The organism is Streptomyces sp. 4F14 (assembly GCF_048159485.1).
Lineage (GTDB): Bacteria > Actinomycetota > Actinomycetes > Streptomycetales > Streptomycetaceae > Streptomyces.
The window spans coordinates 1-23,957 of record NZ_JBLRVY010000009.1; the positions used below are offsets into that span (position 1 = coordinate 1).

Annotated in this window: 20 protein-coding genes; 8 read left to right on the forward strand and 12 right to left on the reverse strand. The window is 71.9% G+C overall.

The annotated features are described in order from the left end of the window. Positions 1–396 precede the first annotated feature (396 nt). Positions 397–1,674 (forward strand): protein phosphatase 2C domain-containing protein, encoded by a 1,278-nt coding sequence (locus tag ACLZOT_RS17285; protein ID WP_416969820.1) that lies wholly within the window; start codon positions 397–399, stop codon positions 1,672–1,674. Between the two features lie 28 nt (positions 1,675–1,702). Next, on the forward strand, positions 1,703–3,445 hold the full coding sequence (locus tag ACLZOT_RS17290) for a pyruvate dehydrogenase (RefSeq protein ID WP_416969821.1): 1,743 nt from the start codon (positions 1,703–1,705) through the stop codon (positions 3,443–3,445). A 2-nt stretch (positions 3,446–3,447) separates the two neighbouring features. On the opposite strand, the gene ACLZOT_RS17295 is transcribed toward ACLZOT_RS17290, so the two are convergent. Further along, a complete protein-coding gene (locus ACLZOT_RS17295) occupies positions 3,448–4,953 on the reverse strand; it encodes a helix-turn-helix domain-containing protein (protein WP_416969822.1) in 1,506 nt (501 codons plus the stop codon). Positions 4,954–5,193: 240 nt separating this feature from the next. Between ACLZOT_RS17295 and ACLZOT_RS17300 the strand changes: the two genes are divergently transcribed. Together ACLZOT_RS17300 and ACLZOT_RS17305 are read left to right on the forward strand one after the other, a co-directional pair. Beyond that, positions 5,194–5,814 carry a hypothetical protein gene (locus ACLZOT_RS17300; protein WP_416969823.1) on the forward strand — a complete coding sequence of 207 codons (621 nt, stop codon included), beginning with the start codon at positions 5,194–5,196 and terminating at the stop codon, positions 5,812–5,814. 708 nt (positions 5,815–6,522) lie between these two features. Next, positions 6,523–6,993, forward strand: a complete 471-nt coding sequence (locus ACLZOT_RS17305; RefSeq protein ID WP_416969824.1) for an ATP-binding protein — start codon at positions 6,523–6,525, stop codon at positions 6,991–6,993. A gap of 131 nt (positions 6,994–7,124) precedes the next feature. Here the strand turns inward: ACLZOT_RS17305 and ACLZOT_RS17310 are convergent, their stop codons facing one another. Both ACLZOT_RS17310 and ACLZOT_RS17315 read right to left on the reverse strand, forming a co-directional pair. After that, positions 7,125–8,183, reverse strand: a complete 1,059-nt coding sequence (locus ACLZOT_RS17310) for a DUF2637 domain-containing protein (protein WP_416969825.1) — start codon at positions 8,181–8,183, stop codon at positions 7,125–7,127. 317 nt (positions 8,184–8,500) lie between these two features. Next, positions 8,501–9,346 (reverse strand): (2Fe-2S)-binding protein, encoded by an 846-nt coding sequence (locus ACLZOT_RS17315; RefSeq protein WP_416969826.1) that lies wholly within the window; start codon positions 9,344–9,346, stop codon positions 8,501–8,503. A gap of 155 nt (positions 9,347–9,501) precedes the next feature. Between ACLZOT_RS17315 and ACLZOT_RS17320 the strand changes: the two genes are divergently transcribed. Beyond that, positions 9,502–10,263: a GntR family transcriptional regulator gene (locus ACLZOT_RS17320; protein ID WP_416969827.1), complete on the forward strand. Its 762-nt coding sequence runs from the start codon at positions 9,502–9,504 to the stop codon at positions 10,261–10,263. Positions 10,264–10,350: 87 nt separating this feature from the next. Here ACLZOT_RS17320 and ACLZOT_RS17325 read toward each other — a convergent pair whose 3' ends face one another. The 4 genes from ACLZOT_RS17325 to ACLZOT_RS17340 are packed head-to-tail and all read right to left on the reverse strand — an operon-like array spanning position 10,351 to position 15,249. Then, positions 10,351–11,496 (reverse strand): XdhC family protein, encoded by a 1,146-nt coding sequence (locus ACLZOT_RS17325; RefSeq protein ID WP_416969828.1) that lies wholly within the window; start codon positions 11,494–11,496, stop codon positions 10,351–10,353. Between the two features lie 11 nt (positions 11,497–11,507). Next, on the reverse strand, positions 11,508–13,889 hold the full coding sequence (locus ACLZOT_RS17330) for a xanthine dehydrogenase family protein molybdopterin-binding subunit (RefSeq protein ID WP_416969829.1): 2,382 nt from the start codon (positions 13,887–13,889) through the stop codon (positions 11,508–11,510). A 2-nt stretch (positions 13,890–13,891) separates the two neighbouring features. Continuing rightward, complete coding sequence (locus ACLZOT_RS17335) at positions 13,892–14,362, reverse strand: (2Fe-2S)-binding protein (protein ID WP_416969830.1); 471 nt, start codon at positions 14,360–14,362, stop codon at positions 13,892–13,894. Beyond that, the gene (locus tag ACLZOT_RS17340) at positions 14,362–15,249 is read right to left on the reverse strand and encodes an FAD binding domain-containing protein (RefSeq protein ID WP_416969831.1); all 888 of its coding nucleotides are present in this window, start codon (positions 15,247–15,249) and stop codon (positions 14,362–14,364) included. Before ACLZOT_RS17340 ends, ACLZOT_RS17335 begins: the two co-directional genes overlap by 1 nt. Before the next feature lie 267 nt (positions 15,250–15,516). Between ACLZOT_RS17340 and ACLZOT_RS17345 the strand changes: the two genes are divergently transcribed. Together ACLZOT_RS17345 and ACLZOT_RS17350 are read left to right on the forward strand one after the other, a co-directional pair. Further along, complete coding sequence (locus tag ACLZOT_RS17345; RefSeq protein ID WP_416969832.1) at positions 15,517–17,484, forward strand: PucR family transcriptional regulator; 1,968 nt, start codon at positions 15,517–15,519, stop codon at positions 17,482–17,484. Between the two features lie 198 nt (positions 17,485–17,682). Continuing rightward, positions 17,683–18,456, forward strand: a complete 774-nt coding sequence (locus ACLZOT_RS17350) for a hypothetical protein (RefSeq protein ID WP_416969833.1) — start codon at positions 17,683–17,685, stop codon at positions 18,454–18,456. Positions 18,457–18,466: 10 nt separating this feature from the next. Here ACLZOT_RS17350 and ACLZOT_RS17355 read toward each other — a convergent pair whose 3' ends face one another. The 3 genes from ACLZOT_RS17355 to ACLZOT_RS17365 all read right to left on the reverse strand — a co-directional run bounded on the left by ACLZOT_RS17355 (position 18,467) and on the right by ACLZOT_RS17365 (position 19,848). Beyond that, positions 18,467–19,015 carry a GNAT family N-acetyltransferase gene (locus tag ACLZOT_RS17355; protein ID WP_416969834.1) on the reverse strand — a complete coding sequence of 183 codons (549 nt, stop codon included), beginning with the start codon at positions 19,013–19,015 and terminating at the stop codon, positions 18,467–18,469. A gap of 137 nt (positions 19,016–19,152) precedes the next feature. Then, the gene (locus ACLZOT_RS17360) at positions 19,153–19,404 is read right to left on the reverse strand and encodes a class I SAM-dependent methyltransferase (protein WP_416969835.1); all 252 of its coding nucleotides are present in this window, start codon (positions 19,402–19,404) and stop codon (positions 19,153–19,155) included. A gap of 3 nt (positions 19,405–19,407) precedes the next feature. After that, positions 19,408–19,848, reverse strand: coding sequence for an SRPBCC family protein (locus tag ACLZOT_RS17365; RefSeq protein ID WP_416969836.1), 441 nt, complete (start codon positions 19,846–19,848; stop codon positions 19,408–19,410). Positions 19,849–19,963: 115 nt separating this feature from the next. On the opposite strand from ACLZOT_RS17365, the gene ACLZOT_RS17370 reads away from it, so the two are divergent. Then, positions 19,964–20,968, forward strand: coding sequence for a DUF2278 family protein (locus ACLZOT_RS17370; protein ID WP_416969837.1), 1,005 nt, complete (start codon positions 19,964–19,966; stop codon positions 20,966–20,968). A gap of 4 nt (positions 20,969–20,972) precedes the next feature. On the opposite strand, the gene ACLZOT_RS17375 is transcribed toward ACLZOT_RS17370, so the two are convergent. Together ACLZOT_RS17375 and ACLZOT_RS17380 are read right to left on the reverse strand one after the other, a co-directional pair. Next, positions 20,973–22,421 (reverse strand): family 43 glycosylhydrolase, encoded by a 1,449-nt coding sequence (locus ACLZOT_RS17375; RefSeq protein ID WP_416969838.1) that lies wholly within the window; start codon positions 22,419–22,421, stop codon positions 20,973–20,975. Positions 22,422–22,439: 18 nt separating this feature from the next. Next, entirely contained in the window at positions 22,440–23,930 is a 1,491-nt protein-coding gene (locus ACLZOT_RS17380) for a family 43 glycosylhydrolase (protein WP_416969839.1), read from the reverse strand. Positions 23,931–23,957 lie beyond the last annotated feature (27 nt).

Below are 23,957 nucleotides of genomic sequence, written 5' to 3' on the forward strand. Positions count from 1 at the left end.
CAGCCCCCTTCTCCTCGGTCCGCCTCACCTGAGCCGCCTTCTCCTCAGCCCGCCGCGTCTCAGCCCCCTTCTCCTCGACCCGCCTCACCTGAGCCCCCCTCTCCCCGGCCCTTCTCATCTGGGCCCCCCTCTCCCGGGCCTACCTCACCCGAGCCGCCCTTTCCCCAGCCCGCCTCGCCTGAGCCACCCTCCCCCCGCCCCCTTTCCCCCGCGCTCACCTCCCACCGAGCCCCCTGGGAACCACCCCCCAAGACTCCGCCCGGCCCCATGAACTTCCCGCCCGGCCCCCTGCCACCCGGCTTCGCCGAACGCCCGGAAGCGGGTGCCCCCGATGCACCGGGCAGTTCCTCGCTCCCGGATGCCTCCGCAGCGCAGGACGCCCCTCCCGCCCCGGACATGCCCTCCGCTCCGGACGCCTCCTCGGCTCCGAGCGGCCCCGTCGCAGGCGATGCCCGGTCCGTCCCGGAGACGCCCTTCACCCCAGACACCCCCTCCACCCGAGAACCCCTTCCCTCACTCCGGGACACCCCGTCCGCCCTGGACGAGGCCCTGGCCCGTCACGGCACCCACCCCTCACCCACCCCCCTCACCCCCGACAACCCCCGCCCCCACCTCAAGGCATACGTCGGATCCGGCCCCCCGACCTACGACCCGAACCCCACCGCCCTCCCCCTCGCCGACCCCGATGCCCTGGACGATCTCGTTGCGGACACCGTGCTGGACGGTGCCCGCTACGGCGCCAGCACCATGCGGGCCGTATCGCTGCGCGGCGACTCCGCGAGGTACCGGGGCGAGCCGAGGAGGGACGCGTTGCTCACGGCCCGTTTCGGGTACGGCGAGCAGGCGCTCGTGCTGGTCGCGATGGCGACCGGCGCGAGGGCGACGGTGGGGGCGCACCGGGCCGCCGCGGAGGTGTGCCGGTGGATCGGCAGGGCGGTGGGCAGAAGCCACGTACGCCTCGCGGAGGACATCAGGGCGGGCCGCAGGGGCGACCTGAAGTCGGGACTGCACAGGCTGACCGACCGCAGCCTCGGCCGCCTGCGCGCGGGCGCGGCGGAACAGGGCCTCACCCCGGAGGAGTACACGGCGACCCTGAGGTGCCTGCTGCTCCCGGCGGACCCCGCATGCCGGACGCGCGTGTTCTTCGGCGTGGGGGAGGGCGGCCTGTTCCGCCTGCGCGGCGGGGAGTGGCAGGACATCGAGCCGGCCCCCGGAGAACCGGCGGGCGAACCGGAACAACACGCGCTGAGCCGACGCCTCAGCACACCGAAACCGCTCCCACGAACGCAGGACGCGACCCTCCCGGACCCGGCACGCCGGCCCGGCCCGCGTGAGCCGTACGCAGCGAGCCCGATCCCGAGCCCGATCCCGTTCCCGAACACGCCGTACACCTCCGAGGCGCCTTCCGACCGGCCACCCGCCCCCTACGACCAGCTCCCACCCCCCGACCCCTTCCTCTTCCGCGTCTCCGTGGCCCAGCCGGGTGACACGCTCCTGATGTGTACGGGTGGCCTCGCGGACCCCCTGAGGGGCGAGCTGGAGCTCGCCGGGCATCTGACCGCGCGGTGGGCCGGGGCCCCCGTCCCGGGGCTCGCGGAGTTTCTCGCGGATGTGCAGATCAGGGTGAAGGGGTACGCGGACGACAGGACCGCGGCGGCCGTCTGGGAGGCGTGAAAGCGGTTCTGCGCGTTGACTGGACCGCATGGCCAAGCAGAACATCGCCGAACAGTTCGTCGACATCCTCGTCCGCGCCGGTGTCAGCCGCCTGTACGGCGTCGTGGGCGACAGCCTCAACCCGGTCGTGGACGCGGTCCGCAGAAACCCGGCGATCGACTGGGTGCACGTCCGGCACGAGGAGACGGCGGCGTTCGCGGCGGGCGCGGAGGCCCAGGTCACCGGCAGGCTCGCGGCGTGCGCGGGAAGCTGCGGCCCGGGCAACCTGCACCTGATCAACGGCCTCTACGACGCGCACCGCTCGATGGCCCCGGTCCTGGCCCTCGCGAGCCACATCCCGTCCGGCGAGATCGGCCTCGGCTACTTCCAGGAGACCCACCCGGACCAGCTCTTCCGCGAATGCAGTCACTACAGCGAACTGATCTCCAGCCCGCGGCAGATGCCGCGCCTGCTGCACACGGCGATCCAGCACGCGGTCGGCCGGGGCGGCGTCAGCGTGGTCTCGCTCCCCGGCGACATCGCGGACCAGCCGGCCCCCGCCGGAGACACCCACACGGCCCTCGTCACCTCCCGCCCGGCGATCCGCCCCGGCGACGCGGAGATCGAACGCCTCGCCCAACTCATCGACGGCGCCGGGAAGGTGACCCTCTTCTGCGGCAGCGGCACGGCCGGCGCGCACGCGGAGGTCATGGAGTTCGCCGGGAAGGTCAAGGCACCCATCGGGCACGCCCTGCGCGGCAAGGAGCACATCCAGTACGACAACCCGTACGACGTCGGCATGAGCGGCCTCCTCGGCTACGGCGCCGCCTACGAGGCCACCCACGAGTGCGACCTGCTGATCCTCCTCGGCACCGACTTCCCGTACAGCGCGTTCCTCCCCGACGACGTGACGATCGCGCAGGTCGACGTCCGCCCCGAACACCTCGGCAGACGCTCGAAGCTGGACCTCGCGGTGTGGGGCGACGTGAAGGAGACACTGCGGTGTCTGACGCCGCGCGTGCGGGAGAAGAGCGATCGGCGGTTCCTGGACCGGATGCTGAAGAAGCACGCGGACGCGCTGGAGGGGGTGGTGAAGGCGTACACGAGGAAGGTGGAGAAGCATGTCCCGCTGCACCCCGAGTACGTCGCGTCCGTCCTCGACGAACTGGCCGAGGACGACGCCGTGTTCACCGTCGACACGGGCATGTGCAACGTGTGGGCGGCCCGCTACCTCACCCCCAACGGCCGCCGCAGGGTGATCGGTTCGTTCTCGCACGGTTCGATGGCGAACGCGCTGCCGATGGCGATCGGCGCCCAGTTCACGGACCGGAACCGACAGGTCGTGTCGATGTCAGGGGACGGCGGGTTCACCATGCTGATGGGCGACTTCCTGACGCTCGTGCAGTACGAACTCCCCGTCAAGGTCGTCCTGTTCAACAACTCCTCGCTCGGCATGGTGGAGTTGGAGATGCTGGTCGCCGGGCTGCCGTCGTACGGGACGACCAACAAGAACCCCGACTTCGCGGCCGTCGCCCGTGCTTGCGGTGCCTACGGGGTGCGCGTCGAGAAGCCCAGGCAGCTCGCCGGGGCCCTCAAGGACGCGTTCGCGCACAAGGGCCCGGCGCTCGTCGACGTCGTCACCGACCCGGGCGCGCTGTCCATCCCTCCGAAGATCAGCGCCGACATGGTGACCGGGTTCGCGCTGTCGGCGTCGAAGATCGTGCTGGACGGGGGAGTCGGCCGCATGCTCCAGATGGCCCGCTCCAACTTGCGGAACGTTCCCCGCCCTTGAGGTCACTCGGCGTACGGGCGCCAGTTCCGGTTCAGCGTGTCGTACACGTACCTCGGAAGGTCCGTGATCGCCGTCGTACGGAAGGGGCGGCCGGCGTCGTCGATCCGTACCGTGCCCGTGCGGCCCTGTGACGACCAGTCCAGCTCCAGGTACCACGAGCAGTCGCAGCCCGTCGTGCGCGCCGTCACGAGGAGGATCTCCGGGTCCTTCGCGGAGACGCGGTAGGGGAAGCTGACGGCCGGGAGTTCCGTGCCGGCGTCGTTGCCCGGCATCGGGCGGGCGATCGGGCGGTCCTTGTCGAGGTCGACGGCGAACTCGCGGGGCGTGAGGGAGCCGCCGCAGCCCTGGTCCATGGCGTACGCGTTCCCGGGGGCGGGCTCGCCCCGGCCCGTCATCCGCACGCGCAGGCCCTCCAGCACGACCGCCGTGTCCGACCTGCCCTGCACGGAGACCTTGACCATCGTCTCCTTGCCGTGCAACGCGCTCTCGGCCGCCGCCCAGGCGCGCGCGTCCTGGGACATCGGGGGCGGCGGGACCTGCGCGGGGGGCCGGTCGACGACGTAGTAGTGGCCGCAGCCCTGATTCCAGACGTGCGAGTCGACGGACCAGGTGAGGGGGGTACCGGCGAACGGCTTCTTTCCGGGCGCGGCGGAATCGGACGGCTCGGCGGACGCCCCGGCCCCGGGTCCGGGCTCCGCCGACGGCCCGCCCGTCGCCGAGGGCGACACCGACGGCGACGGCGAGGCGCCCGTACTCGGACTCCCCGTCACCTTCCCCGGCCGCGAACTCAGCGGCGGCACACCGTCCCCGGCCTGCGCGGTGGCACCCGGGGAGCCGGCCCGCCGGTCGTCGGGCAACGCCGACAGCGTCCCGATCGTCGCGGCCACCACACAGGCGACGGCGGCGAGCACGACCGTACGACGCCGGTACCAGGGGCGGGAGGGGGCGGGGGAGGAGGTGCTTACGAGGGTGTCGGCACCGGACGGGTCCCCGGCACCGGCGCTGTCCGGCTCGCCGTCACGACCGCGTTCGCCGCCGGCCGCACGGATCTCGCTGCCGCTCTCGCCGCGAGCCGCACTGATCCCGGCCTCGACTTCGTGCCCGCCGTCACGACCGGCCTCGCTGTCGGTCGCCCGGATCTCGCCCTCGCCGCCACCATCCGCACCGACCCCGTCCCCCACCTCGCCCGTGCCGCCCGTCGGCTCCGCCCCCGAATCACCCTCGGCGCCACTCGCCTCTCCCTTCCGCCCCTTTCCCTGCCGTTCCTCCACCGCCAGTAACCACAGCCGGTGGAGTTCGAGTCGCTCCTCCGAGGACGCCCCGCAGAAGCCCGCGAGCCGTTCGACGGGGGCGAAGTCCTGGGGGACGGCCTCTCCCGCGCAGTACCGGTGCAGCGTGGACGTGTTCATGCCCAGGCGGCGGGCGAGGGAGCCGTAGCTGCGGTCCGTGCGGGACTTCAGGTCCCGTAGGCGTTCCGCGAAGTGTGCCGCGTGCTGGCCGCTCGTCACCGTGCCCCCGTGTGTCGGGCCCGGGACGGCATCCCAGGCACTCGTATACCTGCACGTCAGCAGGGGTGGGATGGTTCCATCCCCGGCGGACGGGCCAGGCCGCTTGCGGTGGTCCCCCGGGGCCCCTGATGCTCGTGGTGTCGCACCGGGACGGCCCGGCCGGAACCCGACCTGTTCCGCCGACGGTACGCCGTCCCGCGACCTGTTCACATCCACGTACGTACTCACGGGGGACCACCCATGCGCACTCGCCTGCACGCGGCCGTACTCACCGCGCTCTCCGCCATCTGTCTGACGGCCGTCACCGCCACCGCGGCACCCGCCGCCACGACCCCGGCCCCGCCGGGCTTCCTCGCGGCGGGCGATCTGCCGGCGTCCTCCACCCCCTGGACGGCCGACCCGGTCACCCGGGGTGTCCCGGAGGAGATCGAGGTGGACACCTGCCTGAGCATGGCGCTGGGCGGGGGCGGCGACGCCTCCTGGTACCGCACGTTCCGTACCGAACTCGACACGGGGGCGCTCCAGATGAGCGTGGTCCTGCCCAACGAGACGGCCGCGAAGGGCCGTTACGACAGGATCGTGAAGGACATCCGCTCCTGCGCCGCCCGGATCGAGCAGAAGTACCCGGACGTCCAGGCCGAGTTCAAGGACTACGGCGCCGTACAGGTCGAGGAGGGCGCGCACGTCCTCGGCCTGCACACGGTCGCCGAGTGGGGCGCCACGGACGTACGCCTGCTGGGTGTGGGCCGGGACGGGCGGACCGTCACCGTCGTGGACTGGGGTCAGCTGGGGACGTTCAAGGACGCGCCGGTGAAGGCGTTCAAGAAGACCACGGTCACGGCGGTGAACAAGCTGCGTTGACCTTCCTGGACGGGGCCGCCCTCACGCATGGGGGACGAGAGGGCGGCCCCCCGCACCCTTGCATTTCCGGCGCCGGTCCGATCTCGGCGCCATCCCCTACGCCGGGCCCGGACCCTTCCGTGGCCCGCTCTCGGCGTTTCCCCCTGCCCCCGCCTGCCGTTCACCCGCCGCTCACCCGCCCGTGACCAGCACCGGACCCTCGCGCGCACCACCCCGCCTCGCCGAAGTCCGCATGTTTTTGGCCAAGTTCACCGCGCCGACACACGGGTCGGCGCGGGCGCGGAGCCCGTCACCGGCCGGGAGGCTCTGGCCCGGGCTCCGGTTCGGCTACGACGGGTTCGGGAGCCGGAGATCGACGCGGGGGACCGATCCGGGCGCCGGGGGCGCGTAGACCGACCGGCCTCCGAGGGCCTCGCGGGGGTGTCCGTGGCGCGCAAGACCCCCGGCACCCCCCTTCGCGCTCGCGTACACGCCGTACCGGGACCCGGTGTCCCGCCGGTCACCTCCCGGCGGGCCAGTGGCATATGCCCGGGGCCCTTGTCGGCAGGTCAGGGGTGCCGGAGTCGACATGACACCCCGTGCCGACAACATGGCCGAACACCTGGTCATCGGCAAGGGGGCAGGACTGCCGCCGGTCTCACGGGGCATGGATCCCCGTGAACGTGTTCGAGCAGGAGGGAAACCGACATCGGCGCGCGGGCGGGGGTCATGAAGAGGCAGGCACGAGGGGGCGGTCCCACGGCGATCGGGGCCTCCTCGGCGACACGGACAGGCGAGGACTCCATCGACACGGGGCAGCCGCAGCTGAGACGCCGGCTGGAGCGGGCGGACCTGGGCGCGGTGCCCGAGGCCCGGCACGCGCTCAGGGAACTGCTGCACAACTGGGGGAAACCGGGCCGCTCCGACATCGCGGAGCTGCTCACCAGCGAACTGGTCACCAACGCCCTGGTCCACACCGACGAGGACGCGGTCCTGACGGCGACCGTCGGACCGGACGGACTCCATGTGGAGGTACGGGACTTCGTGGACCGGCTGCCGCGCCCGCAGGCGCAGCGCACCGACGACGACACCAACGGCCGGGGCCTGCTGCTCGTCCAGGCGCTGGCGGACGCCTGGGGGGTCAGGCCGCACGGCATCGGCAAGGCGGTCTGGTTCGAACTGGAGGCGGACGCCGCCTAGTTCGTCCGACGCCAGTTCACCCGGCGCCGGGCCGGCAAAACCTCGGCAAAACCCCCGGGACACGCCAACGGGGCGGGGGCGCGGCCCTGTTCAGGTCGCGCCCCCGCCCCGAGGTGGTGCTCACGGCATCATCAGCCGAACTGCTGCTCCAGGTCCTTCAGCTTGCGCTCCAGCGAGTCCAGGCGCGGCAGCGCCATCGTGTCGTCCTCGGCGGTCAGGTCGACGGTGGAGGCGGCGGACGCCTCGGAGCCGTGCCGGACCGGGGAGAGCGAGGGGCGCTGGCGGACGGGAAGCTGCTCCGGCGTACCGGCGCCGGCTATGGCAGGCTCCGCGGAGGCGGCGACCCGCTCCAGGGCGACCTCGGCCGGCGCGTCCATCGGACGGCCACCGCGCCCCGGGAAGCCCCGGTGCCCCCGGCTTATCGCCTTGAGCTGGGCCTTCTCCACACGCGACTGCTCACGCCGCAGCCGCTTGGTCTCCTCCTTGCGCGCCTTGTCGTCGCGCACCTCGTCGACCGCCTCGTCGAGGCTGCGGACGTTCTCCAGGAGCATCAGCGACCACGCCTTGTACGTCTCGCGCGGAGCCCTTATCCAGCGCACGACACGGATCTGCGGCAGCGGACGCGGCACGAGGCCCTGCTCGCGCAGCGCGGCCCGGCGGGTCTGCTTCAGCGCCCGGTCGAACAGCACGGCGGCGGACAGGGACATACCGGCGAAGAACTGGGGGGCGCCGTCGTGGCCGAAACCCCGGGGCGCGTGCACCCAGTTGAACCAGGCAGCGGCACCCGCGAACAGCCACACCAGTATCCGGGAGCCGAGCGCCGCGTCACCGTGGCTCGCCTCGCGCACCGCGAGGACGGAGCAGAACATGGCCGCACCGTCGAGGCCGAACGGGACGAGGTACTCCCAGCCGTTGGAAAGCCCGAGGTTCTCCCGGCCGAAGCCGACCAGCCCTCGGTAGGAGAGCGCCGCGGCGACGCCGGCGCAGCAGAACAGCAGGACGTAGGAGGCCATGCCGTAGACGGTTTCCTTGCGCCTACGCCGTTCCTCGCTGCGCTCCCAGGAGTCGTCCTTGGCGTGTTCCCCGCCGGACCGCTTGCTCCGCGCGAGCACCGCCATCGCCGCCAGCAGGCCCAGGAGCAGTACGGCGCCCGGAAGCAGCCAGTTCAGCGATATGTCGGTCAGTCTCATCTGGAGTCCCTTGCATTGGGATAGGGCGTATCGCCCGCCATATTGGCCCAATCCCACCGGCCCTCAAGGGGGTTTCGGGACAAGAGGCCGCCAAGGAGGTGCAAGGGGATGCCCACGGCGACGTTCTGCTCGAACTGCTGCTTGAGCGGCGGGAGTTGAGTTCGAATAAGACTACCCGTACGGATGGTTCCACGGAAAGTTCCCGCGGCTCGTGAGGAAATTGTGAATCCCCTGTTACCGTACGGCCGTCCCGTTCGGCGATGATCTTACGACAGCACCGGACGCGCCCCGCACCGAGGGGGGTCCTCGACGAGCCGTCAACTCGCCGCGGCGGCCGTGAGCTTGGCGATCCGCTGAGCGTCGCAGGTGCGCGGGCAGGTCACGCACATATCGTCCGGGTCGATCGTGTAGTACATGCAGCAGCTCGCCCGGTCCCGCGTCGGCAGCGACTCCCCGTCAGGGCCGGTCAGTTCACGGAACGCCGCCGTCCCCACGTACGGCCGCGTCGCCCCCGGCAGCAGCAACTCCAGCTCTGTACGCGCCCGTTCCTTCTCCTCGTCGCCGAGCAGCGCCGCGACGTACCAGACGCCCTCGACGATCTCGTCCGTCACCATCGCCCACAGTGCCCGCCCCCGGCGCCGCATGCGCGGGCCGAACCCCGCGAGGAGCGGTTCGTGGTGCTCGGCGACCGCCGCGCGCAGCTCCGCCCGCAGCGCCTCCTCGTCCGCCACGACCCGCGCGCCCGGGTACGCCGCCGCCGGGTCGCCCGGCAGGCACGCGAACGCCCGCGGCGTACGGACCGCGAGGCGCATCCCGTCCGTCCGGTCGTACGAGACGTGCGTCACGGGGAAGCGGGGCACCCGGCGGTGCAGGAACCAGGGGATCGTGAACAGCAGACACGCCGCCCACGAGTAGCGGTGCAGGCCGAAGCTCGCGACGACGTCCGGGCGGCCCTTCTTTCCGTAGTCCCGCAGCACCTGCGCGTCGTCCCAGGCGAGGTACCGCTCCAGCTCGGCGTTTCCCTCGGCGAGGCCCTCCACCGACACCCAGCCGCCGCCCGCCGGCGCCGCCTCGTCGTCCCCGAGGTGGCGCACCGTGACGCTCGGGCAGACCTCCGTCAGGCGGGCGTACGCGTCGTGCACGACGGGCGGGGGAGTGGGCATGCCGGGGCCACCGATCACGAGTTTTGAAGGTAAGCCTAACCTTACCCATGGTGGCGGGGATTTGAACTGGGGGCCAGTGGGCCTAAGGTGCTTGACGGACGAGTAACAACCGGTCCTAATGGCCCCAAGTACCGACAAGCCCGGAGGAGACCCCCGTGACCCCTGCCACACCGGGCTCCTACGAGCCGTACGGGATCGCCGCCGCGCGCTTAGAGGAGTGCGGGGAGGCCGGGTACGCCGCCGCCGAACGCCGGGCGACCGTTCCTCCCCAGGGCTCCGCGCGCGGCGAGCACACCCACAGCGAGCTGCCGATCCCCCGGCCCCGGGCGATCGTCCAGCGCGCCTCGGTGCGGGGGCAGATCCTCGACGCGTTGCGCTCCGCTCTGGGGACCGGGGAGCTGCTGCCCGGCGAGGTGTACTCCGCCCCCGCCCTCGGCGACCGCTTCGGCGTCTCCGCGACGCCGGTCCGCGAAGCGATGCAGCAACTCGCCCTGGAAGGGGCCGTGGAGGTCGTTCCCAACCGGGGCTTCCGTGTAGTGGAGCGCGGCGCACGGGAGTTGGCGGAACTGGCCGAGATACGGGGTCTCATAGAGGTGCCGGTGATACTGCGCCTGGCGCGGACGCTCCCCTGCGAACGCTGGGCTGAACTGCGGCCGTTGGCGGAGGCGAGTGTGCGGGCGGCCACTTCCGGCTGCCGGGCGACCTACGCGGAGGCGGACAGGGCGTTCCACGGAGCGCTGCTCGGCTTCTCCGGGAACGGCCAACTGGTGCGGATCGCCGAGGACTTGCATCGCCGGACGCAGCAGGGGGGCGGGGACCTGCTGGCGGACGCGGCGGATCATGTGCGGTTGGTGGAGGCGCTGGTGGTGGGGGACTTGGAGACGGTGGGGGTGTTGGTGGGGGAGCACTTCGGGTGAGGGGGGCGGGTGCGGGCGCGACCCGCCACAGCGGACCCGCAGTCGCCCATGAACCGACACCAGCCGAGTCCCAGGGCGCATGCCCCCTCAGGCCACCGCCCCCAGCCTCTTCCCACCCCGCTCCTCATGGTGGATCGGCGTATGCGCGCCGGTCAGGGGCACCCCCGTTCCGCCCCGTCGGCTCGCCGTGATCTCCGCCGCGATCGACAGGGCCGTCTCCTGAGGGGTGCGCGCGCCGAGGTCGAGGCCGATCGGGGAGTGGAGGCGGGTCAGTTCCAGGTCGGTCACTCCCTCCGTGCGCAGGCGCGACACGCGGTCCAGGTGGGTCCGGCGGGAGCCCATCGCGCCGATGTAGGCGACGGGCAGACGGAGGGCGAGGCGCAGGAGGGGGACGTCGAACTTCGCGTCGTGGGTGAGGACGCACAGGACCGTACGCGCGTCGACCTCCGTGCGGGCCAGGTACTGGTGGGGCCACTCGACGACGACCTCGTCGGCCTCGGGAAAGCGTTCACGTGTCGTGAAGACGGGCCGCGCGTCGCACACGGTCACGTGATACCCGAGGAACTTCCCGATCCGCACGAGCGCCGACGCGAAGTCGATCGCCCCGAACACGATCATCCGGGGCGGCGGCACGGACGACTCGACGAGCAGGGTCACCGGCACTCCGCACCGCGACCCCCGCCCCCCGACCTCCACCGTCCCCGTCCGCCCGGCATCGAGCAGCGCCCGCACCTCGGCGACAGCCGTACGGTCGAGCCGCCCTTCAGTACCCCCCAAGAGCCCCTCCAACGACCCCTCCCAGCTCCCGTCCCCCCGGACCAGCAGCGCCCGCCCCAGCAGCTCCCCCGGCCCTCCGACCACCCGGGCCAACGCCACACTCTCCCCCGCGACGACCCCTCGGACCGCCTCCCGGGCCACGCCGTCCCGCACCGGCATCACCAGCACATCGATGACACCCCCGCACGTCAGCCCCACGGCGAACGCGTCGTCGTCGCTGTACCCGAACCGCTCGACCACCGCCTCCCCGTCCACCAGCGCCTGCCGGCACAGCTCGTACACGGCCCCCTCGACACACCCCCCGGACACCGACCCCACCGCGACCCCGTCCGCGTCGACGGCCAGCGCGGCGCCCGGCATCCGGGGCGCGCTCCCGCTCACGGCGACCACGGTGGCGACGGCGAAGTCCCGCCCCTCCGCCACCCACGCGCTCAGTTCCTCAGCGATATCCAGCATCGCAAGCCTCCTCAGGCCGTCCCGGTGAGGTGCTCGGGACGAACCGGCGTCCGGTTCAGCTCAAGCCCGGTGGCCGCGCGAATGGCCGCGAGAACGGCCGGAGTCGAGGACAGGGTCGGCGCCTCCCCGACACCCCGCAGCCCGTACGGCGCGTGCTCGTCGGCGAGTTCGAGGACGTCGACGGGGATGGTCGGGGTGTCGAGGATGGTCGGGATCAGATAGTCCGTGAAGGACGGGTTGCGCACCTTCGCCGTCTTCGGATCGACGATGATCTCCTCCATCACGGCGATCCCGAGCCCCTGGGTCGTACCCCCCTGGATCTGCCCGACGACGGACAGCGGGTTCAGCGCCTTGCCCACATCCTGCGCGCACGCCAGCTCGATCACCTTGACGAGCCCCAGCTCGGTGTCGACCTCGACGACGGCCCGGTGCGCGGCGAAGCTGTACTGGACGTGTCCGTTGCCCTGCCCGGTGCGCAGGTCGAAGGGTTCGGTGGGCCGGTGCCGCCACTCGCGCTCCAACTCGACGGCCTCGTCGCCGAGTACGTCCGCGAGATCCGCCAGCACCTCCCCCGCGTCGGTGACGACCTTGCCGCCTTCGAGCAGCAACTCGGCGTGCGCCCAAGCCGGGTGGTACGTACCGAACTTGCGCCGCCCGAGCTCCAGCACCCGTTCCCGCACCAGCTCGCAGGCGTTCTTGACGGCGCCACCGGTGACGTACGTCTGCCGGGAAGCGGACGTCGAACCGGCGCTGCCCACCTGCGTGTCGGCGGGGTGGATGGTGACCTGGGAGACGCCCAGCTCGGTCCGGGCGATCTGCGCGTGGACGGTCACCCCGCCCTGTCCGACCTCGGCCATGGCGGTGTGTACGACGACGACGGGCTCGCCCCCGACAACTTCCAGTCGGACCCGGGCGGTCGAGTAGTCGTCGAAGCCCTCGGAGAAGCCGACGTTCTTGATGCCGACCGCGTACCCGACGCCCCGCACCACCCCCTCACCGTGGGTCGTGTTGGACAGCCCGCCCGGCAGTTGCCGTACGTCGACGCCCTCGCTGCTCTCCCACTGCCGTTCCGGCGGCATCGGCAACGCCTTGACGCGCCGCAGGAGTTCGGCGACCGGCGCCGGGGAGTCGACGCGCTGTCCGGTGGGCAGCAGGGTGCCCTGCTCCATCGCGTTGAGCCGCCGGAACTCCACGGGATCAAGGCCGAGTTGAGCCGCGACCTTGTCCATCTGCGCCTCGTACGCGAAGCACGCCTGCACCGCCCCGAAGCCGCGCATCGCCCCGCAGGGCGGGTTGTTGGTGTAGAGGGCGAGCGCCTCGATCTCGACGTCCTCGACGATGTAAGGACCGACGCCGAGGGACGCCGCGTTGCCGACGACGGCGGGGCTCGCGGAGGCGTACGCGCCGCCGTCGAGGACGATCCGGCACTTGACGTGGGTGAGCTTGCCGTCGCGGGTCGCGCCGTGCTCGTAGAACAGGCGCGCGGGGTGCCGGTGGACGTGCCCGAAGAAGGACTCGAACCGGTTGTAGACCATCTTGACCGGCTTGCCGGTGCGCAGCGCGAGCAGGCAGGCGTGGATCTGCATCGACAGGTCCTCGCGCCCGCCGAACGCGCCGCCGACGCCCGCGAGGGTCATCCGGACCTTGTCCTCGGGGAGCCCGAGGACGGGGGCCATCTGGCGCAGGTCGGAGTGGAGCCACTGGGTGGCGATGTAGAGGTGGACCCCGCCGTCCTCCTCCGGCACGGCGAGCCCGGACTCGGGCCCCAGGAACGCCTGGTCCTGCATGCCGAAGACGTACTCGCCGGTGACGATCACGTCCGCCCGCCGGGCCGCCGCGGCGGCGTCGCCCCGGACGATGGGCTGCCGGTGCAGGATGTTCGGGTGCGAGACGTGCCCGAAGTGGTGGTCCGTACGGTTCTCGTGGACCAGCGGAGCGTCCGGCGCGGTGGCGGACAACTCGTCGGTGACGACGGGCAGTTCGCGGTACTCCACCTGGATCTTCGCGGCAGCGCGCCGCGCGGTCTCCGGGTGGTCGGCGGCGACGAGGGCGACGGGTTCGCCGTGGTGGCGGACCTTGCCGTGCGCGAGAACCGGCGTGTCCTGGACCTCAAGTCCGTAGTGGCGGACGTCGGTTGGAAGGTCGTCGTACGTAAGGACGGCGTACACGCCCGGAGTCGCGAGCGCCTCGGCCACGTCGATGGAGACGATCTCCGCGTGCGCCACCGGCGAGCGCAGGATCTGCCCCCACAGCATGTCCTCGTGCCACATGTCGGAGGAGTAGGCGAACTCCCCGGTGACCTTGAGGGTGCCGTCGGGCCTGAGGGTCGACTCGCCGATGCCGCCGCGTGTGGCGGTGCCCTGGGTGAGTCCGACGGGAGTCGTACGAGGCATGGTCACTCCCCTTGCCGGGCCGCCGCGAGGCGTACGGCGTCCATGATCTTCTCGTAGCCCGTGCAGCGGCAGAGGTTGCCGGAGAGGGCTTCACGGATGTCGGCGTCGGAGGGGCTCGGGTTGTGCTGGAGCATCTCGTCGGCGGCGACGAGGAGTCCGGGCGTGCAGAAGCCGCACTGGACGGCTCCGGCGTCGATGAACGCCTGCTGGATCGGGGCGAGCCCGCCCTCCTCGGCGGCGAGGCCCTCGACGGTGACGACCTCCCGGCCCTCGACCTGCCCGGCGGCAACCAGGCACGAGCAGACGGGAATTCCGTCGAGGCGGACCGTGCAGGACCCGCATTCCCCTTGCTCGCAGGCGTTCTTGGAGCCGGGCAGCCCGAGCCGCTCGCGCAGGACGTAGAGGAGGGACTCGCCCTCCCAGACGTCGTCGGCCTCGCGCGGACGCCCGTTGACAGTGAAGTTGACGCGCATTACGCGACGCCCCCCTTCCTCAGAGAGGCCCGGTACGACTCCCAGGTCCAGGTCAGTGTGCGGCGGGCGAGGATGCCGACCGCGTGACGGCGGTAGCTCGCGGTGCCGCGTACGTCGTCGATGGGGCTGCACGCGGCGGCGCAGAGGTTCGCGAACTCCTTGGCCGCGGAAGGGGGGATGATCCTGCCGTTGTCCCAGAACCCGTTCTCCGCCAGCTCCGCCGCGAGGAACTCCTCGGCCACCCGGGCCCGTACCGGCGTCGGCGCCGCCGACCCGATCCCCGTACGGACCGTCCGCGTCTCGGGGTGCAGCGCGAGGCCGAACGCGCAGACGGCGATCACCATCGCGTTGCGGGTGCCGACCTTGGCGTACTGCTGGGGTCCGTCCGCCTTCTTGATGTGCACGGCGCGGATCAGCTCGTCGGGGGCGAGGGCGTTGCGCTTGACGCCGGTGTAGAAGTCGTCGATGGGGATGCGGCGGCTGCCGCGTACGGACTCGGCCTCGACCTCGGCGCCGGCCGCGAGGAGCGCCGGGTGGGCGTCTCCGGCGGGGGAGGCGGTGCCGAGGTTGCCGCCGACGCCGCCCCGGTTGCGGATCTGCGGGGAGGCGACGGTGTGGGCGGCGAGCGCGAGGCCGGGCAGCTCGGCGCGGAGGTGCTCCATGATCCGCGTGTACGGGACGGAGGCGCCGAGCCGTACGGAGTCCGCGCCCACCTCCCACTCGTACAGATCCCCGATCCGGTTCAGGTCGAGCAGGTGCTCGGGTCGGCGGTGGTCGAAGTTGATCTCGACCATCACGTCGGTGCCGCCCGCGATCGGCACAGCGGTGGGGTGCTCCGCCTTCGCGGCGAGCGCCTCCTCCCAGCTGGCGGGGCGAAGGAAGTCCATGACCGGCTCTCTCCTACGTCGTCCGGATCCTGTCGTGTTCATCTGTTGTTCACGGGGATCACGGCCAGTACACAAGCCACTGCGCCGACCGGGTCAGTCACCGAAACTCCGAAGGAGTTGGCTGGTCGGGAAGGTCATCTTGTAGATTCGTATGAAGAGAAGTCCTCAGAAACCTCCCTGTCTCCCCACGGAAACACAGGGAGACACGAGAAGCGATTCCCGACCTCCATCGTAGATTTCGAGACACGGAAACGGCGGCGACGAACCATGCGGCTGCGCGCACTGCTGGACACCGACGCCCTGGGCCTGAAACTGCTCGGCGGCGGGGACGAACTGGACCGGACGGTCCGCGGGGTGATGACGACCGACCTGCGCGACCCGAGCCGCTACCTGGCCGGCGGCGAGCTGGTCCTGTCGGGGCTGGCCTGGCGGCGGGACGCGGCGGACTCCGAGCCGTTCGTCCGGGTCCTCGCACAGGCCGGGGTCGTGGCGCTCGCGGCCGGTACCGCCGAGTTCGGGGAGGTGCCGGAGGACCTGGTGGTGGCCTGCGCGCGGCACCGGCTGCCGCTGTTCGGGGTCGACGAGTCGGTGTCGTTCGCGACGGTCACCGAGCACGTCGTCCGGCAGGTCTCGGGCGAGCGCGCCGGGGACCTCGCTGCCGTCGTCGACCGGCACCGCCGCATGATGACCTCCGGTCCGGCGGGCGGCGGCCCGGACGTCGTCCTCGACCTCCTCGGCTCCGACCTGGACCTGCGCGCGTGGGTCCTGTCGTCCACGGGCCGGCTCGTCGCCGGCTCCAAGGGGGCGCCGCTGCCCGCCGAGACCCGTACGCGCCTGGCCGCCGAGCACCTCGCGGCGGCCCGCACCGGCCGCCGGGGCACCCAGCGCGTCCTGGCCGGCGCCACGACGTACTCCCTCTTCCCCGTCCGGGGCGGCGGCCGGGCCGCCCAGACCCCCCGCGACGTCCGGGAGACCGCCCTGTCCGACTGGCTGCTGGCCGTCGAGGCGGACGCCGGGGACTGGCCCGACGAGCGCATGGACCTCCTGCACGGCGTCACCCAGCTGATAGCCGTCGAACGCGACCGCCGCGATGCCGCTCGCACGGTGCGCCGCCGGCTCGCCCAGGAACTGCTGGAGCTGATCCAGACGGGCGCGGCGCCCCCGGAGATCGCCGCGCGCCTGCGGGTGGCGGCGCCGGTCCTGCTGCCGGGGATGGCCGCGGCCCCGCACTGGCAGGTGGTGGTGGCACGGGTGGAGTGGACGGAGCCGGGGGCGGGGGCCGGGGCAGCCACGGGCTCGGGCTCCGGTTCCGGCGCGGGCTCCGCTTCGTCCTCGGCTCCCGGCTCGGGCTGGGGTTCCGGCTCGGGTTCGGGCCTCGGCCCCGGCTCCGGCCTCGGCTCGGGTTCCGGCTCCGGCGCGGGCTGGGGATCCGGTTCCGGCTCTGGTTCCGGGTCCGGCTCTGTACGGGGTTCAGGCGCCGGTCGCGGTGACTGGGCGGCGGACGGCGGTGCGGGGGGTGTCCGGGGCGAGCGGGAGCCCGGCGCCGGGCGCGGGGAGTGGGGCGACGGTGACACCGGCGGCGGGGCCGTCGCGCAGGCCCTGCTGGAGGAGATCCTCGGCGGGCGGTTCCTGACGGGGGCCGAGCCCGCCGAGCGGATCGCCGTCGCCCACACCGGCGAGGAGGCGGTCGCGCTGGTGCCGCTGCCCTCGGTGGCCGCCGAGCACGACGGCTCCGAGGCGGGCGTCCTCGCGGAATCCCTGCTGGACGCCGTACGCGAACCCCTCGCCGCCGGGCTCGACGGGGACGGGCGGCTCACGCTGGGCGTCAGCGCGGCCGTGCACTCGGCGGAGGGGCTGCGCGGGGCGCTGGAGGAGGCGCGGCACGCGCGCCGGGTCGCGGCGGCCAGGCCGGGGCCGGTGTCGGCGGCCGGCCACCAGGAGCTGGCCTCGCACGTCCTGCTCCTGCCGTTCGTGCCGGACGACGTACGGCGGGCGTTCACCGCGCGCCTGCTGGATCCGCTGCGGGAGTACGACCGGCGCCATCGCGCCGAGCTGATCCCGACGCTGGAGGCGTTCCTCGACTGCGACGGGTCCTGGACGCGCTGCGCCTCCCGGCTCCACCTGCACGTCAACACGTTGCGCTACCGCGTCGGCCGTATCGAGCAGTTGACGGGACGGGACCTGGCGAAGCTGGAGGACAAGCTCGACTTCTTCCTGGCGCTCAGGATGAGTTGAGGCCCCGGCGGGGCCAAAGGGCGTGCGGGTCAGGTGAGTTGGCTGTGCCTACCCGCGGCCCGCCGCCGGTGAAACCCCGGCGAGCGGAGTTCCCACGACTTTGTGAAATCCTTCACCCGCCCCCTTGGCCCCGTGACACGATCCGTGCTGAGATGCGGCCACCACTCACAGCTCAATGGCGTGCTCGGGGAGGGCAACGTGGCGCACACCGCCATGTCTGGTTACGGAACGACCCCTGGTGACGATCCCCTCCAGACCGCGGTGTGGCGGCTGCGGTCGCGCGCGTGCTGGGTCGACGCGGTGGCGTTGCTGCCGGCCGACACCGCGGCGGGCTCCCTCCAGCGGGCCGCGCTGCTGGTCGAGCGGTGCCTGTACACGGAACAGGGATGGGCCGACGCGGAGGACGCCCTGCGGGGCGCGGAGGCGCTCGCGCACTCCGACTCCGAGCGGGGCGCCGCCGCTTGTGAACGCGGGTACTTGGCCTACGCGTCCACCCTCCACGGGGTCCGCGACCGCACCGACGAGGCCCGCGCGGCCCTCGGCCGTGCCGCCGCGCTGATCCCTCCGGGGGTGACACAGAGGGCCCTGCTCGACTTCCGCCGGGGGCTGCTCGCGGAGAACCTCGCGAGTTCGCCCCAGGCGGCGCGGGCGGCTTATCGCCGGGCCCATACGGCCGCCGCCGAGGCGTCCGACTCACTGCTGCTGTCGTTCACCTGGCGGCATCTCGCGGGACTCGCCCTGCGGGACGGGGAGTTGGCCGAGGCGCGGCACGGGTTCGCCGAGTCCCTGCGGCTGCGCGAGGAGTTGGGGTACCTGGTGGGAACGGCCCCGGCGCTGGCGTCGCTGGCGGACGCGGAGGTCGAGCCGGAGGCTTCGCGGCTGCGGGACGAGGCGAGGAGGCTGTTCCAGCTCCTGGGGGGCGTACCCACCTGGCTGGCGCGGCAGTTGGGGGTGGTGAAGGACGCGTCGTAGGGGGCCCGCCTCACCCGGACGCCGCCCCCGGCCCCCACACCCCGAACCACTGCTCCGCGCCGAACTCCTCGAACCGCTCCGCCTCCCTGAACCCCAGCTTCGTCGCGAGGCGCACCGAAGCGGCGTTCGCGGTCTGGGTGCACAAGACCACCGGCTCGCCGGGGAGTTCGCCGGCGAACCAGGTCAGTGCGGCCGCGCAAGCCTCCGTGGCGTACCCCTGCCCCCAAGCCGACGGCAGGAACAGGTAACCGAGTTCGGCCTCGGACGCGCCGGGGAGGATATGGCCGGGGCGTTCAGGGTCGCGGCGGTCCAGCGTGACCATGCCGATCATCGCCCCGGCGAGCTCGACGACGAAGAAGCCAGGGCGCCGGCCGGGCACTTCGGGAACCGCGCGTTCGAGTTCGTCGCGGGGATGAGGCCCACCGAGGTACATACGGACCTCCGGCGACGAGAACAGGCCGATGAACGCCGACCGATCCCGCGCCTCGGACTCGCGCAGGAGGAGACGTTCCGTACGGACGGGCGGGGGAGGCCAGGCGACGGCGCCGAGTTCGGGCATGCAGGGCAACGTATCGCACGCCGGTTCTAGGCACCCCGCAGAGCGAAACACCGCACCCCACCCGGCGCCAACAACGCCCGCACCTGCTCCCCGACAGCCGCCTTGTCCGGGCAGGAACGCCAGTACGAGCCGCATTGTCACCAGCCCGAACGTCCGGCGAGGCAGGCGACGGCGGACTCGGCCCAGTCGACGGCGAGTGTGTCCCACCCGAGGGACGTGAGGGCGGCGGCGTACGTCCCGAGCCCGCAGCCGACGTCTAGGGCACGCCGGGGAGTGATCCCGTCGAGGGCCCCCATGAGCCACCGCAGTTCGTCTTCACCGACGCCCCGGAAGCCGTGTCCGGCGGCGAAGTGGGCTTCCCAGCCGAGGTGTTGCGCAGGCGGCCTCAACCCTCACACCCCTCGCAGCAGCCGATTGACGGCCCGTCCGAACACCGAACGTGCCGCCACCCTCAGGACCGGATCGCAGAACCCCGGCAGGAACCGCACGCGCAGTTCCTCGCGCCACACCACCCGGGCCCGCCCGCCGGGACCGGGCCGTACCTCGATCTCGGCCCAGCCGAGGATCACCCGGCCGTGTTTCTCCAGGCGGCACAGGCCGGGGGCGGTGTCGGAGGGGGGCTGCCAGGCCGTCACCTCCATGCGGTCGTCGAAGGAGAGGGGGCCGAGGCCGGTGCGGGCGACGATGACCGTGCCCTCCCCGGTGGGCGCCGGGGTGCGGACGGCGACGCGGGTGAGGGGGACGACGTCGCCGTGGCGGCGCCACTCGGTGAGCCGGCTCCACGCTTCCTCCGGCGGCAGCGGGACCGTGCGTTCGAGTTCGAAGGTGACCACGGGCCGATCGTAGGGGTGAACGGCATCCGATTCTGCCGGTGATCATGCCCGACATCCCTCTACCATCACCGCAGAGCCGGGCAATCCGCCCGCCCTCAGGGGGAGTTGATCACTCATGCCGTTGAAGACGTACGGCGTCCTGATCGCCCGTGCGGTGGACACCCGCCGCGAAGGTGCCTCGGACAGCCCGCACTACCAGATCCACGTGGCGGACGAGTCCGGCACCCACTACCGGATCTCGGTCAACGTCCTTTCCCAGGAGCGCCCTTCGGAGCTGCTCTACGTGGTGGACGACGATTTCCAGCACCCGGTGACGGCCCGCCTGACGGGTCTGACCGCCGGCTGGAACAAGCTCCCGGCGGGCCCGGGCGGCCCGAACCTGGACTTCATCCGGGGCAACCTGTTCGACCCGGCGACGATGCGCACGCTCCCGCCGGACGTCAGCGGCCCCGACAACGACCTGGCGGACCTGCTGGACCACTACGTCCGCAGGGCGATCGAGACCGAGGGCGCCCGCCTGCACGTCTTCGGTGAACGCTGGGGCCCCGAGACCGGCGTCAAGGACAAGGTGTTCGGCTTCCTGCCGGGCAACGGCGTCCACGACATCCACATGAACCAGGGCAACAGCAAACGGTTCCAGAAGGACGACGGCGTCTGGCAGGACGGCGGCCTCCTCATCCACTTCCCCGCCGAGAACCGCTGGATCGGCATCTTCCTCGCGTTCCAGAGCCAGGCGTGGCACACGGACGACGTGACGGGCCACGCCCTGAAGGACGGCACCCGCCCCGAACCCGGCACACAGCCGGTCAGGATCGTCGCCGCCCTGGTCAACCCGCGCGGCCCGGCCCCCGAGCCGGAACAGGTCACCCTCCTCAACGCCTCCCCGGACCCCGTGGACCTCACCGGCTGGAGCCTGGTGGACCGCGTCGGCAACACGACTCCCGTACCGCCGGGCGCGGTCGCAGCGGGCGCCGCCCTCCAGGTCCCCCTGGCCGGCGGCGCCCAACTCCCCAACAACGGCGGCGAGATCACCCTCCTGGACGCAGGCGGCCTGAAGGTGCACGGCGTTTCGTACACATCGGCGCAGGCGGGTCAGGAGGGCTGGACCGTCGTCTTCTAGTGCCCTACTGGTGGTAGAACGTCGCGTCGGCCCGATCCGTCGCCGTGCTCAACGCCTGCACGTACAGCAGGTAGTTGTAGTGCCGGAGGTACCGGCCGGGCGTGCCGTACGACTCGTACGACACCCCGGCCGCGTCCGCGAGCCCGGCGCGGCCGAAGAAGCTCGCGGAGGACGCGAAGGCGGCCGTACCGTCGTTCTTCTCCACCCGCACCTCGAACGCGCTGTTGCTCCGCAGGTAGTAGCCGGGGAAGTTGGCGGACTCCAGGGACACGGTCCCGCTGCCCGCGAGCCCGGTCACGACCCTGAACTGAGAGTCGGCCAGGGGCGACACGTTCGCCTCGATGCGCGCCCGGTAGTCGTAGTGGCGCACGAACCGGTCGGGGAAGTTGTACGAGGACAGCCGCTGCGGGGTGACCCCGTCGGCGACCGGGATGCCGAAGTCGGGGGTGCCGTCGGCCTTCCAGTACACCTTCTGCACGCGGGTGCGGCGGTTGGGGTCGTTCAGCGGGTCACCGGTGATGTCCTTGTAGCTGCGGTCGTGGTAGACGAGGATGTCGGACTTGCCGTCCTCGGAGGCCGTGAACGAGTTGTGGCCGGGCCCGTACTGCGAGGTCGCCGCGTTCGACTGGAATACCGGCGTCGAACTCTTCGTCCAGGAAGCCGGGTTGGTGAGATCGGCGGTCGCGGACGCGGTCAGCATCCCCATGCAGTAGTTGGCGTCGGTCGCGCTCGCCGAGTACGTCATGAAGACCTTGCCGCCGTGCTCGATGACGGCCGGGCCCTCGTTCACCTTGAACCCGATGGTCTCCCACGACAGGGTCGGCGCCGACAGCTCCGCCGGAGTCCCCTGGATCGTCCAGGGGTTGGCCATCTTCGCGATGAACAGGCTGGTGTTGTTGTCCTCGGCGGGGTTGCGCTGCGCCCACGCGAGGTAGCGGACACCGCCGACGACGAACGTGGTCGCGTCCAGCGAGAACGTCTCCCACGTGGTCTTGATCTGCCCCTTCTCCGTCCAGGTCGCGGTCAGCGGGTTCGCGCCGGTGCCCTCCAGGACGTACATCCGGATCGCCCAGATGTCGTTGGTGGCGCCGGCCGCGAAGTACACGTACCACTTGCCGTCGATGAAGTGGATCTCCGGCGCCCAGATGTGCGCGCCCATCACACCGCTGGCGTGCTTGGTCCAGATGGTGGTCTCGGGTGCCGTCGACAGGCCCTGGATGGTGGTCGCGCGGCGCAGCACGATCTTGTCGTACGCGGGGACGGTCGCGGTGAAGTAGTAGTAGCCGTCGGTGTGTTTGAAGATGTGCGGGTCGGCCCGCTGTTCGGCGATCGGGTTCGTGTAGGTCACGGCGGGGGAGTCCGGCGCGGCGGCCTGGGACGGGGTCACGGTGGTCAACACCCCTGCGAGGGCTAGGAGCAGTGCTGTCAGGAGCCGAAGGGCGTTACGTCTCAAGGGAGTTCTCCGCACAGGTCAGGCAGCGGGCACGAGGCGCCACTGCTGGCAGTTGTTGTTGAGCCACGTCCACTGCCGGACGTCGGTCCCGTCGGCCGTGCCGCAGTCGGCGACGTCCGCGACCTTGCCGCTGTTCTCGTTGACGAGCCGGACGTAGTCGCCGGAGGCCGTGAACACCAGCCGGAACCGCTGGCACTTGTTGTTGAGCCACGACCACTGGCGCAGGTCGGCTCCGTCCGCCGCCGAGCAGTCGGCGGTGTCCAGGACCTTGCCGGAGGCCACGTTCACCAGCCGGTTCGTGTCGTCGCCGAGGTCCTCGACCCGCCACTTCTGGTTGGCTCCTCCGGTGCACGTCCACTGCTGGACGTTCGCCCCGTCGGCGGACGAACTCCCGTTCAGGTCGAGGCACTTGCCGCTGTTGCGGTTGACGAGCGTGTACGCGGTCGGGGTGGCCGCGCTCTCGCCGGACGGGCCGGGGAGGGTCGTACCGAGCGCGACCGGCGTGCCGAAGTTCGGGGTGCCGTCGGCGTTCCAGGTGAACTCCTGGGCCCGCGTGGTCCGTCCGTTGCCGCAGCCGCCGGACGCGGAGGAATTGGCGTGGTAGACGATCCAGTTCTCGGTGCCGTCCGGCGAGCTGAAGAAGCCGTTGTGGCCGGGGCCGTAGACGCCGTTGGCGTCACTGCGCTGGAAGACCGGCGTCTGCTTCTTCGTCCACGAGGAGGCGCTCAGCGGGTCCGGGCCGGTCAACTCCAGCTGGCCGAGCTTGTAGTCGGCGGTGCTGCAGAAGCTCGCCGAGTACGTCAGGAACGTACGCCCGTTGTGGTAGAGCGGCTCCGGGCCCTCGTTGACGGCCCCGCCGGACGTCTCCCAGCTCAGGGTGGGGCTGGAGATGATGCTGAAGGTGCTGCTGGCCAGCGTGTACGGGTTGCTCATCGGTGCGATGACCAGGCTCTGCGTACTTCCGTTGCTGAAACCGCTGCCCACGAGGTACAGCTTCCCGCCGGCCTGGAGCACGGTCGCGTCGATCAGCCAGCCGCCCGGCGTGAGGTTCGAGCCGGTCAGCGTGTTCTTGTAGGTGTAGGGGCCCAGCGGGTCGGTGCCGGCGCTCTCCAGGACGTGCGTGCGCTGCGAGTCGCAGCAGGCGACGCCGCTCTGCCCGGCCGAGTAGTACAGGTACCAGCGGCCGTTCAGGAAGTGCAGCTCCGGCGCCCAGATGTTGGTGTTGCGGGTCGCCGTCGTGTCCGACCACACCTGCACGTTCGGCGCGGTCGCGAGGCCCGCGAGGGTCGGCGACTTCCGGATGCCGAGGATGCCGGTGAACGTCGTGGTCACCAGGTAGTAGTTGCCGTCGTAGTACTCCAGCCAGGGGTCGGCGCCCTTGGCCGACTTGAGCGGGTTGGTGTACGGGCGGCCGTCGGCGGCGGCCACCGGCTGCGCGGTGCCGACCAGCAGACCGAGCAGCGCGAGCACGCAGAGCAGCAGGCGCCGTCCGCGATACATCCGAGGCATACAGGACCGTCCCTTGTCCGTAATTTC

Bases quoted from the DNA above. Each gene is read 5' to 3' on its own strand.
- ACLZOT_RS17345 (WP_416969832.1), top strand. From the start codon at position 15,517: ATGCGGCTGCGCGCACTGCTGGACACCGACGCCCTGGGCCTGAAACTG.
- ACLZOT_RS17315 (WP_416969826.1), bottom strand. From the start codon at position 9,346: ATGCCCACTCCCCCGCCCGTCGTGCACGACGCGTACGCCCGCCTGACG.
- ACLZOT_RS17285 (WP_416969820.1), top strand. From the start codon at position 397: ATGCCCTCCGCTCCGGACGCCTCCTCGGCTCCGAGCGGCCCCGTCGCA.
- ACLZOT_RS17380 (WP_416969839.1), bottom strand. From the start codon at position 23,930: ATGCCTCGGATGTATCGCGGACGGCGCCTGCTGCTCTGCGTGCTCGCG.
- ACLZOT_RS17335 (WP_416969830.1), bottom strand. From the start codon at position 14,362: ATGCGCGTCAACTTCACTGTCAACGGGCGTCCGCGCGAGGCCGACGAC.
- ACLZOT_RS17355 (WP_416969834.1), bottom strand. From the start codon at position 19,015: ATGCCCGAACTCGGCGCCGTCGCCTGGCCTCCCCCGCCCGTCCGTACG.
- ACLZOT_RS17330 (WP_416969829.1), bottom strand. From the start codon at position 13,889: ATGCCTCGTACGACTCCCGTCGGACTCACCCAGGGCACCGCCACACGC.
- ACLZOT_RS17340 (WP_416969831.1), bottom strand. From the start codon at position 15,249: ATGGACTTCCTTCGCCCCGCCAGCTGGGAGGAGGCGCTCGCCGCGAAG.
- ACLZOT_RS17310 (WP_416969825.1), bottom strand. From the start codon at position 8,183: ATGAGACTGACCGACATATCGCTGAACTGGCTGCTTCCGGGCGCCGTA.
- ACLZOT_RS17300 (WP_416969823.1), top strand. From the start codon at position 5,194: ATGCGCACTCGCCTGCACGCGGCCGTACTCACCGCGCTCTCCGCCATC.
- ACLZOT_RS17325 (WP_416969828.1), bottom strand. From the start codon at position 11,496: ATGCTGGATATCGCTGAGGAACTGAGCGCGTGGGTGGCGGAGGGGCGG.
- ACLZOT_RS17370 (WP_416969837.1), top strand. From the start codon at position 19,964: ATGCCGTTGAAGACGTACGGCGTCCTGATCGCCCGTGCGGTGGACACC.
- ACLZOT_RS17305 (WP_416969824.1), top strand. From the start codon at position 6,523: ATGAAGAGGCAGGCACGAGGGGGCGGTCCCACGGCGATCGGGGCCTCC.
- ACLZOT_RS17290 (WP_416969821.1), top strand. From the start codon at position 1,703: ATGGCCAAGCAGAACATCGCCGAACAGTTCGTCGACATCCTCGTCCGC.